The sequence below is a fragment of the Erythrobacter litoralis genome, from assembly GCF_001719165.1.
Lineage (GTDB): Bacteria > Pseudomonadota > Alphaproteobacteria > Sphingomonadales > Sphingomonadaceae > Erythrobacter > Erythrobacter litoralis.
Map to the genome: position 1 here is coordinate 1890282 of NZ_CP017057.1, position 18695 is coordinate 1908976.

The 18695-nt window shown below is 64.7% G+C and carries 20 protein-coding genes; 11 read left to right on the top strand and 9 right to left on the bottom strand.

What is annotated here, in order from left to right:
* Positions 1–9 precede the first annotated feature (9 nt).
* The 5 genes from lepB (at position 10) to Ga0102493_RS09050 (ending at position 3746) form a co-directional block, all read left to right on the top strand.
* Positions 10–849 (top strand): signal peptidase I, encoded by an 840-nt coding sequence (gene lepB, locus Ga0102493_RS09030; protein ID WP_034901052.1) that lies wholly within the window; start codon positions 10–12, stop codon positions 847–849.
* Positions 846–1556, top strand: coding sequence for a ribonuclease III (gene rnc / locus Ga0102493_RS09035; RefSeq protein WP_034901050.1), 711 nt, complete (start codon positions 846–848; stop codon positions 1554–1556). Before lepB ends, rnc begins: the two co-directional genes overlap by 4 nt.
* Before the next feature lie 106 nt (positions 1557–1662).
* Positions 1663–2571, top strand: a complete 909-nt coding sequence (gene era / locus Ga0102493_RS09040) for a GTPase Era (protein WP_034901048.1) — start codon at positions 1663–1665, stop codon at positions 2569–2571.
* Positions 2572–2723: 152 nt separating this feature from the next.
* The gene (locus tag Ga0102493_RS09045) at positions 2724–3125 is read left to right on the top strand and encodes a cupin domain-containing protein (protein WP_034901045.1); all 402 of its coding nucleotides are present in this window, start codon (positions 2724–2726) and stop codon (positions 3123–3125) included.
* 60 nt (positions 3126–3185) lie between these two features.
* Positions 3186–3746 (top strand): hypothetical protein, encoded by a 561-nt coding sequence (locus tag Ga0102493_RS09050; RefSeq protein WP_034901043.1) that lies wholly within the window; start codon positions 3186–3188, stop codon positions 3744–3746.
* A 343-nt stretch (positions 3747–4089) separates the two neighbouring features.
* Here the strand turns inward: Ga0102493_RS09050 and Ga0102493_RS09055 are convergent, their stop codons facing one another.
* The 4 genes from Ga0102493_RS09055 to Ga0102493_RS09070 all read right to left on the bottom strand — a co-directional run bounded on the left by Ga0102493_RS09055 (position 4090) and on the right by Ga0102493_RS09070 (position 8561).
* Positions 4090–4656: a response regulator gene (locus Ga0102493_RS09055; RefSeq protein ID WP_335659817.1), complete on the bottom strand. Its 567-nt coding sequence runs from the start codon at positions 4654–4656 to the stop codon at positions 4090–4092.
* Positions 4657–4703: 47 nt separating this feature from the next.
* Positions 4704–5078 (bottom strand): hypothetical protein, encoded by a 375-nt coding sequence (locus Ga0102493_RS16385; protein WP_236922192.1) that lies wholly within the window; start codon positions 5076–5078, stop codon positions 4704–4706.
* A gap of 112 nt (positions 5079–5190) precedes the next feature.
* On the bottom strand, positions 5191–7779 hold the full coding sequence (gene topA, locus Ga0102493_RS09065) for a type I DNA topoisomerase (RefSeq protein WP_034901041.1): 2589 nt from the start codon (positions 7777–7779) through the stop codon (positions 5191–5193).
* A gap of 71 nt (positions 7780–7850) precedes the next feature.
* Positions 7851–8561: a hypothetical protein gene (locus Ga0102493_RS09070; protein ID WP_034901039.1), complete on the bottom strand. Its 711-nt coding sequence runs from the start codon at positions 8559–8561 to the stop codon at positions 7851–7853.
* A gap of 174 nt (positions 8562–8735) precedes the next feature.
* On the opposite strand from Ga0102493_RS09070, the gene Ga0102493_RS09075 reads away from it, so the two are divergent.
* A complete protein-coding gene (locus tag Ga0102493_RS09075; RefSeq protein WP_034901036.1) occupies positions 8736–9308 on the top strand; it encodes a superoxide dismutase family protein in 573 nt (190 codons plus the stop codon).
* A gap of 59 nt (positions 9309–9367) precedes the next feature.
* On the opposite strand, the gene dprA is transcribed toward Ga0102493_RS09075, so the two are convergent.
* Complete coding sequence (gene dprA / locus Ga0102493_RS15925; protein WP_051697588.1) at positions 9368–10426, bottom strand: DNA-processing protein DprA; 1059 nt, start codon at positions 10424–10426, stop codon at positions 9368–9370.
* Positions 10423–11022, bottom strand: coding sequence for a glycerol-3-phosphate 1-O-acyltransferase PlsY (gene plsY / locus Ga0102493_RS15930; protein ID WP_034901034.1), 600 nt, complete (start codon positions 11020–11022; stop codon positions 10423–10425). The genes dprA and plsY overlap by 4 nt, the downstream gene beginning before the upstream one ends.
* 121 nt (positions 11023–11143) lie before the next feature.
* Here plsY and Ga0102493_RS09090 point away from each other — a divergent pair, with 121 nt between their 5' ends.
* The 4 genes from Ga0102493_RS09090 (at position 11144) to Ga0102493_RS09105 (ending at position 14790) form a co-directional block, all read left to right on the top strand.
* Positions 11144–11848, top strand: coding sequence for a LuxR C-terminal-related transcriptional regulator (locus Ga0102493_RS09090; protein ID WP_034901031.1), 705 nt, complete (start codon positions 11144–11146; stop codon positions 11846–11848).
* Between the two features lie 34 nt (positions 11849–11882).
* Positions 11883–12680 carry a glutamate racemase gene (murI, locus tag Ga0102493_RS09095; protein WP_034901027.1) on the top strand — a complete coding sequence of 266 codons (798 nt, stop codon included), beginning with the start codon at positions 11883–11885 and terminating at the stop codon, positions 12678–12680.
* Positions 12681–12792: 112 nt separating this feature from the next.
* Complete coding sequence (hemA, locus tag Ga0102493_RS09100) at positions 12793–14013, top strand: 5-aminolevulinate synthase (RefSeq protein ID WP_034901025.1); 1221 nt, start codon at positions 12793–12795, stop codon at positions 14011–14013.
* A gap of 84 nt (positions 14014–14097) precedes the next feature.
* Positions 14098–14790, top strand: a complete 693-nt coding sequence (locus Ga0102493_RS09105; protein WP_034901023.1) for a nitroreductase — start codon at positions 14098–14100, stop codon at positions 14788–14790.
* 3 nt (positions 14791–14793) lie between these two features.
* On the opposite strand, the gene Ga0102493_RS09110 is transcribed toward Ga0102493_RS09105, so the two are convergent.
* Positions 14794–15312, bottom strand: a complete 519-nt coding sequence (locus tag Ga0102493_RS09110) for a hypothetical protein (RefSeq protein WP_083228519.1) — start codon at positions 15310–15312, stop codon at positions 14794–14796.
* Positions 15313–15472: 160 nt separating this feature from the next.
* On the opposite strand from Ga0102493_RS09110, the gene Ga0102493_RS09115 reads away from it, so the two are divergent.
* Positions 15473–16222: an esterase/lipase family protein gene (locus Ga0102493_RS09115; protein WP_161490050.1), complete on the top strand. Its 750-nt coding sequence runs from the start codon at positions 15473–15475 to the stop codon at positions 16220–16222.
* On the opposite strand, the gene Ga0102493_RS09120 is transcribed toward Ga0102493_RS09115, so the two are convergent.
* Complete coding sequence (locus Ga0102493_RS09120) at positions 16219–17100, bottom strand: DUF5694 domain-containing protein (RefSeq protein ID WP_034901019.1); 882 nt, start codon at positions 17098–17100, stop codon at positions 16219–16221. The genes Ga0102493_RS09115 and Ga0102493_RS09120 overlap by 4 nt on opposite strands.
* A gap of 202 nt (positions 17101–17302) precedes the next feature.
* Complete coding sequence (locus Ga0102493_RS09125) at positions 17303–18508, bottom strand: type III PLP-dependent enzyme (RefSeq protein ID WP_034901016.1); 1206 nt, start codon at positions 18506–18508, stop codon at positions 17303–17305.
* Positions 18509–18695 lie beyond the last annotated feature (187 nt).

Genomic DNA, 18695 nt, shown 5'->3' on the forward strand with positions numbered 1-18695 from the left:
GGACTGGCGATGGATGTTAAGACCCAAACCGTGCCCGAGGCCCCGGCGCAAGCCGAGGAGAGCCGGGAAAAGGACGAAAGCTGGTTCGGCTTTGCCCGGTTCCTGGTGCTGGTGCTGCTGGCCGTGGTGGCCTTTCGCACGCTGGTCTTCTCGCCCTTCTCGATCCCGTCGGAAAGCATGCTGCCCCGCCTCGTCAACGGCGATTACCTGCTGGCGGCGAAATGGCCCTATGGCTGGTCGCGCCACTCGCTGCCCTTTGACGCCCCGCTGATGGAAGGCCGCGTGCTGGCAAGCATGCCCGAGCGCGGCGACATCGTGATCTTCAAGCATCCGCTCGACAGTTCGGACTATATCAAGCGCGTCATCGGCCTGCCTGGCGATACGGTCGGGGTGATCGGCGGGCAGATCGTGCTGAACGGCGAACTGGTCCCGCGCGCGGCACTGGCTGATTTCGAAATCGCGGTCTCGCCCAACACGACCTGCGCCTGGGGCGGCAACCGGATCATCCGCGCGGACGGCAGCGCGGTGTGCGCCTATACCCGCTTTCGCGAGACGCTGCCGGGCGGGCGGCAGTACGAAGTGCTCGATTTCGGGCTCACCGGGGCCGACAGCATGCTCCCCGTCACTGTACCGGGGGGGCACATGTTCGTGATGGGCGACAACCGCGACAATTCGCGCGACAGCCGCTTTCCCGCCAGTGTCGGCGACGCGGTCGGGCTCGTGCCGCTCGAAAACCTCGTCGGCGAGGCGAGCGTCATCATGTGGTCGACCGATGGCAGCGCCGAATGGTTGAAGCCCTGGACCTGGTTCACGGCGGCGCGCTGGGACCGGATCGGAAAACGCCTGTGAGCGGCCCGGGCGACCTTGCCGCCGGCACGCGCGACTGGCTGGTCGAAGCGGGCTTCGACATCAAGGAGGAGCGCGTCTGGCTCGAAGCGCTCACCCATGGCAGCTTCAACGGCAGCAATCCCGGCGCGGGGTCCGGTGGGCGCGAGCTGGATTACCAGCGGCTCGAGTTCCTGGGCGACCGCGTACTTGGCCTTGCGGTGGCGAGCTGGCTCTACCATGCCCATGACGCGCCCGAGGGGAGACTTTCGCAGCGTCTCAACGCGCTGGTGAGCGGGCGGACCTGCGCCCGGATCGCCCGCGCTCTCGGCGTTCCCGAACATATCCGGCTCGGCAAGCAGGCGCGTGAGGATGGCGGGGCGGACAGCGACAAGATCCTCGGCGATGCGATGGAAGCGCTGATCGGGGCGAATTTCGTCGAAAACGGCTTCGACCATACGAAGGCCATCATCTACCGCCTGTGGGACGGCGAACTCGCGGGCGATGCGGGCAAGGCCAAGCATCCCAAGAGCGCGCTGCAGGAATGGGCCGCGGGCAATCGTCGGGCCATGCCGAGCTATCAGGTGACCGACCGCAGCGGCCCCGACCACGCGGCACGTTTCACCGTCGAAGTCACCATCCCCAGCGTCGGCAGCGCCGAGGCGACAGCATCGAGCAAGGGCGAGGCCGAACGGCTCGCCGCGCAGAAATTCCTGGAGCAATACGGATGAGCAAAGCGCCACCACCCCCCGAAACCGTAAGGTTTCAAAAGGCCAAGCGGCCGCCCGCAGCCGGTCCGCAGCGCAGCGGAGGAAACAGCGGCGAGGAGGTCATGCAATGACCGAACAAAGATGCGGCGTCGTGGCCGTGATCGGCGCGCCGAACGCGGGCAAGTCGACCCTCGTCAACCAATTGGTCGGCCAGAAGGTCGCAATCACCAGCGCCAAGGCGCAGACGACGCGCGCGCGGATGCTCGGCATCGCGCTGCATGGGCCCCAGAAACCGACGACGCAGATGATCCTCGTCGACACGCCCGGCATCTTCGCGCCGCGCCGTCGCCTCGACCGGGCAATGGTTAGCGCGGCGTGGGAGGGCGCGGAAAGCGCCGATGCGATCGTGCTGCTGGTCGATCCGTTCAAGCAGCGGCGGCATGAACTTGAGCCCCTGCTCGAGGCGCTGGCCGGACGGCCCGAACGTAAAATCCTCGTGCTCAACAAAGTCGATATCTCGAAGAAGGAGCCGCTGCTCGCGCTGGCGCAGGAGCTTTCGCAAAAGGTCGATTTCGCCGAAATTTTCTTCATCTCCGCGCTCAACGGCGAAGGCGTTGGCGAGATGAAGGACGCGCTCGCGGCGCTGATGCCGGACGGCCCGTGGATGTATCCGGAGGACCAGGTCTCCGATGCGTCCGAACGCCTACTCGCGGCGGAAATCACGCGCGAACAGCTCTACCGCCAGCTGCACGAGGAACTGCCCTATGACAGCGCGGTGCGGCCTGAACTCTACCAGCACCGCCCCGACGGCAGTCTCGAGATCCACCAGCAGATCGTGGTCGCCCGCGAAAGCCAGCGCCCGATCGTGCTGGGCAAGGGCGGCCAGCGGATCAAGGCGATCGGCGAGGCGGCGCGGACGGAACTGGCGGAACTGCTGGGTATCAAGGTCCACCTGTTCCTGCACGTGAAGGTGCTGGAGAACTGGAGCGAGGACAAGGAGCTGTTCGAGGAAATGGGGCTCGACTGGGTGAAGTAGACCTTTCGGGCAAACCGCTTCTGCGAGCGTCTGCTAAGGGCGATGCCGGGAAAAAAGCGGTCATTCCGCTAACGACCCAAGGCCGACATTTGTCGTCTCGTGCACCGCAAGCGATTGTGGTAGTCTTAACTGGACAGAAATAGGGGGAAACATTGAAGGGCTACTGCAACAATATCGAGAAGCAGACGCTTGAGAACGACGATTTTCGCCGTGTTCTCTATACCGGCAAAAACCTCCAACTTGTCTTGATGACCTTACCCCCAGGGTGTGACATCGGCGCGGAGGTTCACCCTGACCGCGACCAGTTCTTCCGGATTGAGGAAGGTGACGGTGTCATCGAGATCGACGGCGTTGCCAATCCGGTCGAAGATGACTTCGCAGTCATTGTCCCTGCCGGCGCCCGCCACAACGTGATCAACAACAGCTCGGAGCCACTGCGGCTATACACCATCTACGGACCTCCCGAGCACCTGGACGGAATCGTCCACGCAACCAAGGAGGAAGCGGAAGCGCGTCATCGAGACGAGGAATGGGACGGCCAGGCAACCGAGTAAGCTACTCCGCCTTAGCCGGACCGCACGTAATCCGAAGAAGCAGCGAATGGAGAGAGGCAAATGACGAGTGCCAGCAATTCAACCCTGATCAGGGAAGCGGTCGCCTATTTCGACAGCGGGGAAGATCTCGAAGCTGCAATCGACGAGCTATTGCGCTCCGGCTTCAATCGAGCAGAAATCAGCCTGCTAGCATCAGATAAGGCAGTTACCGACCACTTGGGCCACAAATACCACAAAGTGTCAGAACTTGAGGACGACCCCGCAGTTCCGAGAACTTTCTACGTTCCGACCGAGTCTATCGGTGGAGCAGAAGGAGCACTAATCGCGACACCACTCTATCTCGCGGCTCTATCAGCGATTGGCGGCATCGTGGCGTCGGGTGGTTCCCTGCTCGCAATAATCGTGGGAGCAGTGGCTGCGAGCGGCGCCGGTGGTGCGCTCGGCACCGCGTTGGCGAAGCTCGTCGGAGAACATCACGCCAAACATCTCCAAGATCAGCTCGATCATGGTGGTCTACTGCTTTGGGTCCGGACGTGGGACAGTTCTGATGAGGAGCGTGCCGCAGCAATTCTTAGCAAGCATTCCGGTCATGATGTCCACCTGCATGGCTCGAAGGATTGAGTGGTGCGAAGGACTCTCACGATAGTCTCCCGGGTAGTCGGGCTGCTGGGTGCCGCTAGTCTTATCCGTCGGACTTTCGCTTCAAAGGCGCCAAGGCGAAATGCTGCGTATGCGGAGAAGCAACCGCATGACAGCTATTCTGACATACGTGATGCAGGTCCAGAGGCGATGCGAGACCCATCTCCGCGTGACTGGACAGAGACCGATGAAGATGGGGATGAGAGCTTTCCTGCGAGTGACCCTCCAGGCGGATACTAGCAAACGTCCGCTTTCCACCCATTCCCGGTCATAACGCGGCTAGCGGTTATCGCCCGAAAGCCGACATACGCCTGACCCGCGAGCCTCACCCCCGCCCGAGCTGCTCCAGCTTGGCCTTCAGCGCGGCTTCGTCGAAGGGCTTGACGATGTAGTCGTCCGCGCCCGCCTTGATGCCTTCGTGGATGTCGGTCGCATCGCCCTTGGAGGTGCAGAAGACGATCACCGGGGGTTTCGGCGTCGGGATCGCCCGCAGCTGGCGGACGAATTCTAGCCCGTCCATTTCCGGCATGTTCCAGTCGGTCAGCACCAGAGCGGGCATCGCCTTCTTGCAGCGGGCGAGCGCCTCTATCCCGTCCTGCGCCTCAAGCGGTACGTAGCCGAGGCTCTTTGCGATCTTGGTCGCGACCTTGCGGATCACGCGGCTGTCATCGACGATCAGGCAGGCCTTCGCCTGGGCCTGCGCGCCTTCGGTCGGGGAGCCGTCGCGCATCGCCTTCGCCGCCCGCACGATCGCGTCGGTGTCGCTCGTATCGGCACGGCCCGCCGCCCCGTGCGATGCAGACGCGTCGACCACGTCGGCACCTTGCGCGGCCACATCATCAGGAGTTTCGACCGGGTGCGTATCCTCCGCCTCGGCAAGCTTTTCGGCCAAGGTCTTGCCGCCCTGGCGATTGCGGTGCGGCCCGGTGTTGCGCTTGATCAGATTTTGAATGGCTCGAGCTCCCCTGCATGCGCGACCCCGCGCTGGCCCCCGTGCTGGCCCCCGTGTTGGCCCCCGTGTTGGCCCCCGTGTTGGGCCCCGCCTTGACCAAAGCCGGTTTCGTATTCCTCAAGGCCGGGTTCGTACGAACCGCCCTCGCCCCCGCCTTCGCCGGGCGTCATGCGGACATGGAGGTAGGGCATCCAGACATCGCCGAATTCGGCCTTCTGATACCATACGTCGAGCACGTCGTAACTCGCCCACATGCCGTCGGGTTCGCGCAGGCGAATGCCCTCGCCGATCCGCGGTACCGCTGCAAAGCGGATGCGCGTCTGGGTCTGGTGAGTCTCGTTCTGGACTTCGATCTCGATCACGTTCGCGGCCCCTGAAACATGGCCTCGGGTGATAGGGAACAATGCTTGACGATTTACCAACGCGCGAAAGGATGCCGGATGCTTCCCCTTCAACCCTTCGCGCGCGGGGGTGCTATTCCGCAGCTTCCTGCGCGGACTTCTTCGAAGGTTTCCTTGCCGGTGCTTTCTTCGCAGCCGCCTTCTTGGCAGGGGCCTTTTTCTTCGCGGGCGCTTTCTTGCGGCCCTTCTTTGCAGGGGCCTTCGCCGCGCGCGCATCGATCAGTTCGATCGCCTGGGCAAGCTCGACATCCTCGGGCTTCACATCCTTGGGGATGGTCGCATTGGTCGTCCCGTCGGTGACATAAGGGCCATATCGGCCCGGCATGACCTTGATCTCGCCGCCGCTCGTCGGGTGTTCGCCCAGCACCTTGATCGGCTCTGCCTTGCCACGCGATCCGCCCTTGCGGTTCGCCGCCTCGGCCAGCAGCGCGACGGCGGCGTTCATGCCGGTTTCGAACACGTCGCGGGTCGAGGAAAGCTTGGCATATTTGCCGTCATGGCGAAGATAGGGACCATAGCGCCCGATCGCGGCCTCGATCTCCTTGCCGGTCTCCGGATGCGCCCCGATGATGCGCGGCAGGTCCAGAAGCTTCACCGCCCATTCGAGATCGAAATCGTCGAGATCCCTGGGGATCGAGGCGCGCTTCGCTTCCTTGCCCTCGCCCATCTGGACGTAGGGGCCGAAACGCCCGGACTTGCGGTGGATTTCCTCGCCGGTTTCCGGATGCGTGCCCATGAGCCCGTCCTCGGCCGGGTCTGCCCCGTCCGCGCCCGGCTGGGCGAAGCGATGGGTGTATTTGCATTCGGGATAGTTCCGGCAGGCGACGAATGCGCCGAAGCGTCCTCCGCGCAGGGACAGCCGGCCCCCGTCGCGCCCTTCCTGCTCGCACAGCGGGCAGGCGCGAGGGTCCTTGCCGTCCTCGCGCGGGGGGAAGAGGAAGTCGGAGAGATATTCGTCGAGAACCTCGGTCACCTCGCTCGGCAGCTTTTCCATGACCTCGTCGGCCTTGGGCTTGAAGTCGGCCCAGAACTTGGCGAGCAGCGCCTTGTAATCCTCGCGCCCGTCGGAGACGACGTCGAGCTCGTCCTCCATGCCGGCCGTGAAATCGTAGGCGACATAGGTCGGGAAGAAGCGTTCGAGGAACGCCGTCAGAAGGCGGCCCGATTCCTCGGCGAAGAACCGGTTCTTCTCCATCCGGACATAGTCGCGGTCGCGCAGGGTCTGGATGGTCGAAGCATAGGTGGAAGGCCGCCCGATGCCGAGTTCCTCGAGCCGTTTGACCAGGCTGGCCTCGGAAAAGCGCGGCGGCGGCTGGGTGAAATGCTGGTTCGCCTCCACGGAGCGCCTGGCCGGAGCATCGCCCTTTCGCAGTAGCGGGAGCAGGCCGTCCTCGTCATCGTCCTTGTCGTCGAAACCTTCCTGGTAGACCGCGAAATAGCCGGGGAAGACCACCACCTGGCCTGTCGCGCGCAGTTCGTGTTGCCCGGTCGGCTCGCGCAGGGTGACGGTGGTGCGCTCCAGCTGTGCGGTCGCCATCTGGCTCGCCATGGCACGCTTCCAGATGAGCGAGTAGAGCTTCGCCTCGTCGCCCGAACCCGCCCGGTCGCGGGCGAAATCGGTCGGCCGGATCGCTTCGTGGGCTTCCTGAGCATTCTTCGCCTTGGTGCTGTAATGGCGCGGCTTTTCGGGGAGGTAGGCGCTCTCGTAACGCTCGCCGATCGCCTGTCGGCAGGCGGCGATGGCGCTGCCGTCCATCTGCACGCCGTCCGTTCGCATGTAGGTGATCGCCCCCGCCTCGTAGAGGTTCTGCGCGAGCCGCATGGTGTGGCTCGCGGAAAAGCCCAGTTTGCGCGCGGCCTCCTGCTGCAAGGTCGAAGTGGTGAAAGGCGGCGCCGGATTGCGCTTGAGCGGCTTGGTCTCGACATCCTCGACCGTGAAACGCCCGTTCTCGACCGCGGCCTTCGCTTCCATCGCGACCGCTTCAGCCCCAAGGCTCAGCTTCTCCAGCTTTTCGCCCTTGTACTTGACCAGACGCGCGTCGAACTGGGTCGAATCGTATTCGAGCCTGGCTATCACCGACCAGTATTCGTCGGCGCGGAAGGCCTCGATCTCGCGCTCGCGGCTGACGATAAGGCGCAGCGCGACCGATTGCACGCGGCCTGCGCTTTTCGCGCCGGGAAGCTTGCGCCACAGGACCGGCGACAGGGTGAAGCCGAACAGGTAATCGAGCGCGCGGCGCCCGAGATAGGCGTCGATCAGCGGCTGGTCGAGCTCGCGGGGCGCTTTCATCGCGTCGGTCACCGCCTGCTTGGTGATCGAATTGAACGTCACCCGCTCGACCTTCGCCGGCAGAGCACGGCGTTTCTTGAGCACGTCCATCACGTGCCAGCTGATCGCCTCGCCTTCGCGGTCGGGGTCGGTGGCGAGCACCAGCCGGTCCGCCTTCTTGGCCGCATCCGCGATCGCCTTGACCTGTTCCCGGTTGCGCTTGTCGGCATAGACCTCCCAGTCCATCGCGAAATCCTCGTCCGGGCGGACGCTGCCGTCCTTGGGCGGAAGATCGCGGACATGGCCGTAGGAAGCGAGGACCTTGAAGTCCTTGCCGAGATATTTCTCGATGGTTTTCGCCTTGGCGGGCGATTCGACGATGACGAGTTGCATGGGTCTGGAAAGCGTTCCTTACGTGTGCGTACGCGCGAAGGTGGGGTCGCGGCGCGCGCTGCGTCAAGCGGCTATTCGAATACGGCCGCCACTTCCTCGTTCCTGTCGGCGAGGCTGCGGAAGGTCGCCACGGCAAGGGCGGTCAGGAGGACCGCCATGACATTCCCGCCCGCAGCGTCGAAGAAAACCGCTCCAAGCGAGTCCGGCCCGCCCGCCACGGCAGTGGCGAGATCGAACAGTAACGAGAGGAAAAGGCCGACGGCGATCACCACCACCGCGACCCCGAAGATCGCCCAGGACGATCCGGAGGTCATCTGCCAGCTCTCGCCGAACGAATCCATCGCCGGCTCGTCCCGGGCGAGAAGTGCCGGGATCAGCGGGGCCCAGCGCACGGCGACGATGATCCCCGGTATGACGAGCGCGAGGCTGGCGAGAACGATGACGATGATCGAAAGCACGGAGACGAGAACGTAGGCCCAGAAGCGGCGAAAGGCCGGGGCGGGCTGCCGCGCGAGCAGGGCGGCGTAGAGCCAGTAGTTCAGTACCACCGCGATCACGAACGCGCCGAACCCCGTCAACAGCCCCACTCCGAGATCGGCGATCGGCAGCGCGACATCTACAGCGACGCCGAAGACATCGACCCCTTTCGTGTCGTCAAAGAGGCTGGCGAGCACATCCACGGGAACGGCTATCGCAAGGTAGATGAGCACGATGGCGCGATTGGTGCTGACCTCCTCGAAGGTCGCGTTGACGAGTTCGCCGAAAGCGACGGTGCGGTTCATGATCTTGGTGCGGTCCCCTGCCTGAGCGGGCCCTTGCTGCCAGCATGGAGCGCAAGGTCAAGGGGCTTGTCACCGCACGCCATGCCGCGCCCAGGCCTCGCCCTGCCCTGTCGGCGGAACGGCGCGGCCGCACGCGCGGTTCTCATGGCAAGGGACAATCCAAAGGAGAGAGCCATGACCACCCCCGATTTGCGACATCTCGCCGCCGCCGCGCTCGGTGCCGGCGCCCTTGCCGCTGCACCCGCGCTTGCCGATCACCACGTGAAGGGCGATGCGCCGATGACCCTGCGCGCCGACGTGATGACCGCCGAGGGACAGAACGCGGGACGCGTCATCTTCGAACAGACCGATCACGGCGTCGTCGTGAAGGCGCGTCTCATCAACCTGTCGCCCGGAGAGCACGGTTTCCACATCCACGAAACCGGTGCCTGCAAGCCCGATTTCACGGCCGCCGGAGGCCATTACGATCCGCTGCGCGCCAAGCACGGATTCGACAGCGAGGGCGGCTATCACGTCGGCGACCTGCCCAACATCGTGGTCGAGGCGGACGGCACGGCGAATGCCGATTTCTTCGCGCCGCAGCTGACCCTTTCACCGCAGGAGGACAACCGCTATCCCTTCACGCTAGACGATGCGGACGGATCGGCGGTTATGGTCCATGCAAAGGGCGACGATTACAAGGCGGAGCCCCCCGGATCGACCGGCCAGCGGATCGCCTGCGGGGTAATCTTCGCCGAGCGGGATTAAGCCCCGGGCAGGCTCACCAGCCCGCCATCGTGGCGTTCGATCTCGCCCGCCAGTTCCAGCTAGAGCAGCGCCATGTGGACCGCCGCAGGGCTAGCGCCCGACTGGCGGACCAGTTCGTCGAGTGCGATCGGCGCCTTCGTCAACAGCCCGGCGATCACATCGCCGCCATGCTCCTCGCGCGCTTCGCCCCATTCGAGCTTTCGCAATTCCTCGTAATCGAAGGCCGAAGCGCCTTCCGCCACCCGAAAGGTCGAGCGCGGGCTTCCGGTGAAGCCTTCGAGCAGTTCGACCACCTCATCAACCGACTGGACCAGCACCGCGCCGTCCCGGATCAGCTGGTTGCATCCCTGCGAACGGGTGTCGAGCGGCGAGCCGGGAATCGCCATGACCTCGCGTCCCGCCTCTCCTGCGAGCCTTGCGGTGATGAGCGAGCCGGATTTGGGCGCGGCCTCAACCACCAGCGTGCCGGCGGCAAGCCCGGCGATGATGCGGTTGCGGGACGGGAAATGGCGGCCTCGCGGCTCCGTCCCCGGGGGCTGTTCCGCGATCAGCAGGCCCTCGCTCGCGATCCGCTCCTGAAGGTCCGAGTGCTGGGGCGGATAAGCGATGTCGATCCCGCTCGCGATGACGCCGATGGTTGCGGGCATCGCACCTTCATGCGCCGCCTCGTCGATTCCGCGCGCAAGGCCGGAGACGACGGTGAAGCCCGCCTCCGCCAGCCCCTGGCCGAAAGTGCGCGCGAGCTTCACAGCTGCCGCCGAGGCGTTGCGCGCGCCGACCATCGCCACGCAGGGCCTGGCGGCCAGCGAAAGGTCGCCGCGACAGGTAAGGATCGGCGGCGCGCTCTCGAGTTCGCCGAGCAGCGCGGGATAATCGGGCTGGTCGTGGAGGAGATAGCGGGCGCCCGCCCTTCGCACCGCCTCGACCTCGCGCTCGATCCGGTCGGCGGGCGCGGGGCGGTAGGCGTCCCTGCCGCGCCGCGCGAGATCGGGCAGCGCGTCCAGGGCCTCTGCCGCCGTGCCGAAGCGGGCGAGCAGCTGCGTATAGCTTACGGGCCCGATATCGGGCGAGCGCAGCAGGCTGATGCGCGCGAACGCTTCGGCCTGCGACAGGCTCACGCCTTGCTGCCCCCCACTTTCGGCTCCTCGCCCTTCATCAGGCGCGCGATGTTTTCCCGATGGAGCCAGAATATCACCGCGGCGATCGCGGCAAGGACGGGAAAATATTCCGGATAGCCGAACAGCGGAGCGGCGGCGGCGGCGGCAACGACCGCGCTCATCCCGGCGAGCGAGGAAATGCGGAAAATGCCGAGCACCGATAGCCAGACCAGCGCGTAGGCGAGCCCGATCGGCCAGCCGAGACCGAAGGAAACGCCCGCGTTGGTGGCAACGCCCTTCCCGCCCTTGAAGCCGAGCCAGACCGGGAAGCAGTGCCCCAGCACCGCGCCAGCCGCCGCGAACGCCTTGGCGACCTCCCCCGTCTCGCCCGGCCACAGCATCCCCGCCGCGATGACAGGAGCCAGTCCCTTCAACAGGTCGAGCAGCAAAGTGGCCGCCGCCAACCACTTGGACCCGGTGCGCAACACGTTGGTCGCACCGATATTGCCGCTCCCCTGCTTGCGCACGTCGCCCTTGCCCGCGGCGAGCGTAAGCAGCAGGCCGAAGGGAATCGAGCCCGAAAGGTAGCCCAGCAATGCGGCGATAAACGGTTCCATGGCGTCCCCTTACCGTTACTTGGCGATTCGTCGAAACTTTAGCGTTTTCAGCGCACGTGCTGAGCCATTTACGGTCCGACCGTAGTTTGGCATCGGACCGAGAAACGCTAATGTGGTGGGCATGCATGATAGGAACTCCACAGGCCGCCTCACCGATCGCGAAAAGGACTGCCTGCGCCTCTGGCTGGACCACAAGACGGCGAAGGAAATCGCGCGGGAACTCGGCATCTCGCATCATGCGGTTGAAAAGCGGCTGAAGTCTGCTCGCACGAAGCTTAACGTGCTTTCCTCGCGCGAAGCGGCGCGGATGCTGGCGGAGGCGGAAGCTTACGGTCAGGCAGTAAACGGTTCGGCGGACCTTCAATCAGATCAGCAGAAACGGCGATCAAGGCAGCCCCAACCTTTGGTCATTGGAGGAATTGCCATGTGTTTCGCCACTCTTCTATCCCTTGCGCTTGCGCCCGCCGATCCGCCCGCAGCGAATATCGACCCGTCTGCCGCGGCCAGCGCCATCGAGATAGACACCAATCCCGAGCCGATCTTCAACCTGCTCGACCACGACGCGAGCGGGTTTCTGGAAGATCCGGAATCGCCTTTCATGACAGCGGTCATTGCCCTGGACACCGCCGAAAATGGCCGGGATGAAGAAGTTTCGGACAAAGGCCATGATGCCGCGGCGCTGGCCGATTTCTACTCTACCGCCGACATCAACGCGGACGGTCGCATATCTTTTCGCGAGTTTCATGCGTGGCATGGCGCCCGGCTTGCCTCGATGGGCATAAAGAGCACGGGCGTCATCGAGACCAGGTCTGCGCCGGAGAGTTGACCGGTGCGCCGCCCTCGGCCATCGCCTCGCTCCGATGACCGACGCTTGCTCCCCGATCCTGCTGTTCGATTCCGGCGTCGGTGGGCTGTCCGTATACGACGCGCTGCGGCGGACCCTTCCCGATGCACCGGTGATCTACGCCGCCGACCTTGCCGGCCTGCCCTATGGCACCAAGACAGAGCCGCAGGTCGCAGCGCGCGTCGCCGGCCTCCTCGGACGGATGAGCGAACGTTTCGCCCCCCGCCTCGTCTGCATCGCCTGCAACACCGCCTCCACCATCGCATTGGGCATGGTGCGCGACGTGCTCGAGGTGCCGATCGTCGGCACGGTCCCCGCGATCAAGCCCGCCGCCGCGATGACCCGAACGGGCGTCATGGGTCTGGTCGGCACGGGCGCCACGATCCGCCAGGCCTATGTCGATGATCTCGAGGCGCAATTCGCGAATGGCAAGCTGCTTCACCGAATTGCCGCACCCGGGCTCGTCGCGCTGGCCGAGGACAAGCTGCGCGGCAAACCGCTCGATCTTGCGGCGGTGGAAGAGGCGAGAGCGGGCCTTGCCGCCATGGAGCGCGGGGAGGCGATCGACACGCTGGTGCTCGCCTGCACGCATTTCTCGCTGCTCCGCGAGGAGCTGGGCGCGGCCTTCGGGCCGGACGTGACGCTCGTCGACGGGGCGGACGGGATCGCGCGGCGCATAGCGCATCTGCTTGAAGGGCAGGACATCGCCGCCTCCGGCCCCGCGCGCTTCGTCGTCACCGGCCCCGTTGAAGCGGCAACGGGGCTCGGGCCGTGCCTTGCAGCGCGTGGCTTTTCCCCTCCCGAAGCGTTCTGAAAGGCTGCAAACCACTTGCAAAGATCGCGGGTGGTCAAACGCCAACGCAAATCCTAGATAGTGCGTCCCCAAGGGATCCTTCGGACAAGCAGCAGACAAGAGCCGGCGCGACGTGAACTACGACCAGATCTTCGACCAGGCGATCGATCGCCTCCACGAGGAAGGCCGCTACCGCGTCTTCATCGACATCATGCGCAACAAGGGTGCCTATCCCAATGCGCGCTGCTTTCACGGCCATAACGGGCCGAAACCGATCACGGTGTGGTGTTCCAACGACTATCTCGCGATGGGTCAGCACGACAAGGTGATCGGCGCGATGGAATCGGCGCTGCACGATGTCGGCGCAGGGTCGGGCGGCACACGCAATATCGGCGGCAACACGCACTTCCACGTCGAACTTGAGGCCGAGCTTGCCGATCTCCACGGCAAGGAAGGCGCGCTGCTGTTCACTAGCGGCTATGTCTCGAACGACGCGACGCTTTCCACGCTGGCGAAGCTGCTGCCGGGTTGCGTGATTTTCTCCGATGAACTCAACCATGCGAGCATGATCGCAGGCATCCGCAATTCGGGCTGCGAGAAGCGCGTATTCCGCCACAACGATCTTGCGCACCTCAAGGAACTGCTCGCCGCAGAAGATCCCGAGACGCCCAAGCTGATCGCGTTCGAAAGCGTCTATTCGATGGAAGGCGACGTCGCCCCGATCCATGCGATCTGTGATCTGGCGGAAGAATACAACGCGCTGACCTATATCGACGAGGTCCATGCAGTCGGCATGTATGGCGAGCGCGGCGGCGGCATCTCCGAACGCGACAGGGCTGCGAACCGGATCGACATCATCGAAGGCACGCTCGGCAAGGCGTTCGGGGTGATGGGCGGCTATATCGCGGCCGACAAGCGGGTGATCGACTGCATCCGAAGCTACGCGCCGGGCTTCATCTTCACGACCTCGCTTTCACCGGTGCTCGTCGCGGGCGTGCTCGCCTCGGTCAGGCACCTCAAGCAATCAAGCGTCGAGCGCGAGGCGCAGCAGGCCAATGCCGCCATGCTCAAGCTGAAATTCGCCGAAGCGGGCCTTCCGGTGATGGATTCGACGACCCACATCGTGCCGCTGATGGTGGGCGATCCGTTGCGCGCGAAGCAGATCAGCGACATCCTGCTCGCCGAATACGGGGTTTACGTCCAGCCGATCAACTTCCCCACCGTCCCGCGCGGGACCGAACGCCTGCGCTTCACCCCCGGCCCGATGCACACCGAGCCGATGATGGACGAGCTGACGGACGCGCTGGTCGAGATCTGGGACCGGCTCGAGATCAAGCTGCGCAAGGCGGCCTGAGCGGCCAGCCGGGCCGTAGCGTCCTTTGCGGGGCGCGCGCGCTGCGCTAGCTCTCTCGCCGAAAGAGATCCGGGAGAGAGATACGTGGGCGGATCGCCTGACCAGACATATTCGCAAATCGTGCTCACTCGCCGCTCGATCCGGGGCTATCTCGATCGTGCCGTGCCGCGTGCGCTGATCGAGGAAGTGCTGGCGATGGCGATGCGTTCGCCCACCAGCATGAACACCCAGCCATGGCATTTCCATGTCATCACAGGCGAACCGCTGGACCGGATCCGCAAGGGCAACACGGAGAACATCCTCGCCGGCGTTCCAGACAGCCGCGAATTTCGCCGCGGGCACGCTTTCGAAGGCGTCCACCGCGAACGCCAGGTCGAGGTCGCCAAGCAGCTGTTCGGCGCAATGGGCATCGAGCGCGACGACAAGGAGGGCCGGCAGGACTGGGTACTGCGCGGATTTCGCCAGTTCGACGCGCCGGTCTGCGTGATCGTCACCTATGACAGGGAGCTTGGCGACAGCGACGACACCGCCTTCGATTGCGGCGCGGTGACGACAGCCCTGGTCAATGCGGCGTGGTCGCGCGGCCTGGGCTGCGTCATCAACTCGCAGGGGATCATGCAGAGCCCGGTCGTGCGCGAACATGCGAACATCCCCGATGACCAGGTCATCATGAAGGCGGTCGCGATGGGCTGGCCGGACCCCGACTTTCCGGCGAATGCGGTGGTATCGAAGCGCAAGAGCGTCGCCGAAGCGGCGCGTTTCGTCGGCTTCGAGTGAGTTTCACCGGCGCTTCGCCTGACGTTCGTTGTATTCATCGAGCCAGCCCGACAGGATCAGGAAACGGTCCATAGGCCGGTGCTGCCAAAGGGCGCTCGGCAGCCTGTGGTCATGATCGTAGATATGGCGCCACCGCCTCTCCTTCCTGACCTTGTCCAGCCAGTAGACCATGGGGTAGCTGCCGGGGGTGATGTCGAAATGCGCGATGTCCTTCCAGCGGTAGATCTTTTCGCCCCGCCAGAAATTGCGCACGGTGAAGCCTTCGGAATCCATCGTCACGCGGGTCGGGACAAAGACCGAGGGGAGAAAGGCGGCGAAGCAGATCCCCGATACCGTCATCCAGAACACGCCGTTCCAGAAATCCTTTTCGGGCGAGTTTTCGGGCACGAAGCGCGCATCGATGGAATAATACGAGAACGCGAAGAATCCCGCGCACAGCAGCACGACCAGGATGGAGCGCCATCGCGCGCTCCTCATAATGCGCGGCAGCGGATCGCCTTCCTTCCATCTCTTGTGAAACATCGGGCCTTCCGCTCCCACCGACAGGCGCGATAGGCCAGAAAAACGCGCCCCCGGCAAGCACGCGCGAGCAAGCCATTGAAAGCGCGGCAAGCGATAGCCGATTTCCGGCACAAAGCGCCGCGTGCGGCGTTTTCCCGGCATGAAGCGTGACGAAAAAGCCATGATGCAAAGGCCGCAGGAAACCCACGAAAGAAGCATGCCCGGCGGTCTGGGTTCGCGCATTCTCTACTGGCTCGAGATCCCGCGTTTCCTCAAGACCGTGGTGACGCTGCCCCTGCGCCTCGCACGGCACTGGCCGAAACGCCGGACCGCGCGTCGGCGCATTCCCGTCATCGTCGTGCCGGGTTTCGGGTTCACCGACCGATCGACCCTTTTCATGCGCCGGTATCTGAGGCGCTGCGGGTTCGACGCGCAAGGCTGGGGCCTCGGACGCAATATGGGCCGGCGCACGATCGGGCTTCACAACGAATGCGCGATCGAAGCGGTCGAACGGCGCGTGCGGGAAGCGGGGCGGCCGGTGGCGCTGATCGGCTGGAGCATGGGGGGCATCGTCGCCCGCATGGTTGCCCGCGCCCGGCCCGAACTGGTCACCCGCGTCGTCTCGCTGAGCGCGCCATTCACCGGCAACCCATACGCCAATCGCGCCTGGCCGCTTTACGAGAAGGTGGCCCGGCATCGGCTCGACGACCCGGTCGCCAGCCGCCAGATCGCCCGCAGCAAGGAGCCGACACCGGTGCGCTCGCTCGCGATCCATTCGCGCAGCGACGGGATCGTCGCCTCGGATTGCTGCGTCGAAACAGAGCTTCCCCGGACCACCAATATCGAGGTGCGCGCCGGCCATTTCGAAATCGGCTTCAAGCCATCGGTGCTGCGCCTGATCGCAGACGAACTCGCCCCGCTCGCGGCCTAATCCTCCGCCCCGGCCTGCGAAGCGATCGCCGCCGCGCGGACATAGGGGAGCGATTCGACCAGCTCGTAGCCCGGCATGCGGCGGGTGAGGTCGCGCAGCCAGGCGGCGTGCCCGCTGCCCACCACGGCGAGCACCCGATCGCCGGGCTCGGCCACCTGCATGAGCTTGGTGAACATCTTGGCATTGCGCATGTACCACATCGCGTTGAGCACTGCGCCGGGCTGTTCGTCGGCATCGCCAATCGCGAGCAAAGCGTAATAGAAACGGTCGTGATCCGCATCGAGACGGTCGGGATCGTTGTGGACGATAAGGGATTCGGCAATCGACTGCTCGGCAAGCCGGGCCTGTTCGTCCGCGATGCGCGCATCGATTTCGCGCTTCAAGCGCTCGATCACCTCAATCCGCCCGGTCTTCTCGGCGTGGGCGACGACCGCGCCCATCGGGAAATAGCCTGGCTCGCCGCTTTCCGCCTGCTCATCGAAGCCGTAGACCGCGCCATGATCGAGCATCCGGGCGAGACGGTAGCCGATCTGCACGCTTTCATTCGCGCTCCGTCCGAGCAATTCCTCGGCCCGGGCATAGCCTGCAAGCGTAAGATCGGGCGTGCTCGCGACGGTTTCGACCGCGATCTTGGTCGGCTGCCAGCGGGCAAGGCTTTCGACCAGAACGGCGATCTCGCGCTGGCGACGCTCGGCAAGGACGTCGTCGACCTGCATGTTGGCCATGCCGCGTCCGGGATTGGCGAAGTGATAACTGCCCAGGATCATCACGCGCACCGGCTCCGCAGGTGCCGCGGAGGCCGTATCGACGGCGTCCTCGGCCCCAAGCGGGCTTGCTGCGAACAAGGCGACGATGAACAGCAGAAGGGTGCGCGGCATCCGGACATTCTCCCAAGGGTGTATCAGCGCTGTAATACAGCGGGCAGTGAACACAACCCTTTGGATCCGGCAATGCGGCGAGCCGGTGATTGGATGCCGCAGCCGCATCGGAACGCTGCCGGACAAGGGCAGCCTCGAACCGGTCGACGCGTCCAAGCCGGCGACCAGCGCCGCCACCCAGATCGCCCCGTTCCGATCGTCCCTAGCGCAGGTTCACGACGTTGTCGCTCGCCGGCCGATCGCGCTCGCCGGTGAAGCAGCTCATCATCGGTTCGTCGGTGACCACGACCTTTTCCGCGTTGCCGAAACCGTTGAAACCGGTCTTCATCGCCGCACCATAGGCGCCCAGCATGCCGATTTCGATATAATCGCCCGCCTGGATGTCGCCGGGAAGCGAGAACGGGCCGGCCATGTAATCGGCATCGTCGCAGGTCGGCCCGTAAAAGGCGAAATCCTCGGCCGCGTCGCGCAGATCGTCCTCGAGCGCGGCAACGGGAAAGCGCCACGCGACATGGGCCGCGTCGTAGAGCGCGCCATAGGCTCCGTCGTTGATGAACAGCTCGTTGCCGCGGCGCTTTTCGACCTTGACGATCATCGAGCTGTATTCCGCGCACAGCGCGCGGCCAGGCTCGCACCACAGCTCCGCATTGTAGGCGATGGGGAGCGCGTAGAAATGGTGGTGGATGATCGCGAAGTAATCTTCGAGCGGGGGCGGCTCCATCCCGGGATAGATGCTCGGGAAACCGCCGCCCACGTCGATCATGTCGATGACGACCGAGGCTTCGGCGATGGCAGCGCGGGTGCGGTCCAGCGCCTGGACGAAAGCGAACGGCGTCATCGCCTGGCTGCCGACATGGAAGCACACGCCGAGCCAGTCGCAATGCTGGCGAACCTGCTGCAGCAGCGCGGGCGCGTCGGTGAGATCGCAGCCGAACTTGCTGGCTAGGCTGAGCTCGGAGTATTCGGAGGAAACGCGCAGGCGCACGCACAGGCGCAGGTCATGCGCCGGCTCCCCCGTCTCGGGGTCGCGGCACGCCTCGACGATCTTCTCCAGCTCCTCGATCGTGTCGAGGCTGAAGGTCTTCACGCCATGCTGGTGATAGGCCTCGCGGATCGCGCTCGGCGTCTTGATCGGGTGCATGAAGCACAGCACCGCATCCGGCAGCGCAGCGCGCACCAGCCGCACCTCGGCGATCGAGGCGACATCGTAATGGGTCACCCCCGCATCCCACAGCACCTCGATCAGGTCGGGCGCGGGATTGGCCTTGACCGCGTAGAGCACCTTGCCGGGGAACTTGCCGACAAAGAATTCCGCGGCCCGCCGCGCAGCATGCGGGCGGTTGAGGATGACAGGTTCGTCCGGACGAAGCGTCCGGGCTACAGCCTTGGCGTCAGGAAATGTGCGCAATTCAAGGGACCCCCAGAGGTTTAGCGTTGAACCAAACGGTTTGAGCCTGCCTTGCGGTCATGTCCCTTGGGGCAGAGGAAGCGCGCATATAGAGACTTTGCGCCGGCGCGCAATGATAAATCTCTCGCGCATCGTGCGGGCACGGCGGCTCGCCGCGTTCGGCGTTGTAAATCAACGCAAATGCGCA

Bases quoted from the DNA above. Each gene is read 5' to 3' on its own strand.
- Ga0102493_RS09090 (WP_034901031.1), top strand. From the start codon at position 11,144: ATGCATGATAGGAACTCCACAGGCCGCCTCACCGATCGCGAAAAGGAC.
- Ga0102493_RS09110 (WP_083228519.1), bottom strand. From the start codon at position 15,312: ATGTTTCACAAGAGATGGAAGGAAGGCGATCCGCTGCCGCGCATTATG.
- Ga0102493_RS09075 (WP_034901036.1), top strand. From the start codon at position 8,736: ATGACCACCCCCGATTTGCGACATCTCGCCGCCGCCGCGCTCGGTGCC.
- Ga0102493_RS09070 (WP_034901039.1), bottom strand. From the start codon at position 8,561: ATGAACCGCACCGTCGCTTTCGGCGAACTCGTCAACGCGACCTTCGAG.
- Ga0102493_RS09115 (WP_161490050.1), top strand. From the start codon at position 15,473: ATGATGCAAAGGCCGCAGGAAACCCACGAAAGAAGCATGCCCGGCGGT.
- era (WP_034901048.1), top strand. From the start codon at position 1,663: ATGACCGAACAAAGATGCGGCGTCGTGGCCGTGATCGGCGCGCCGAAC.
- Ga0102493_RS09050 (WP_034901043.1), top strand. From the start codon at position 3,186: ATGACGAGTGCCAGCAATTCAACCCTGATCAGGGAAGCGGTCGCCTAT.
- plsY (WP_034901034.1), bottom strand. From the start codon at position 11,022: ATGGAACCGTTTATCGCCGCATTGCTGGGCTACCTTTCGGGCTCGATT.
- murI (WP_034901027.1), top strand. From the start codon at position 11,883: ATGACCGACGCTTGCTCCCCGATCCTGCTGTTCGATTCCGGCGTCGGT.
- Ga0102493_RS09120 (WP_034901019.1), bottom strand. From the start codon at position 17,100: ATGCCGCGCACCCTTCTGCTGTTCATCGTCGCCTTGTTCGCAGCAAGC.
- topA (WP_034901041.1), bottom strand. From the start codon at position 7,779: ATGCAACTCGTCATCGTCGAATCGCCCGCCAAGGCGAAAACCATCGAG.
- lepB (WP_034901052.1), top strand. From the start codon at position 10: ATGGATGTTAAGACCCAAACCGTGCCCGAGGCCCCGGCGCAAGCCGAG.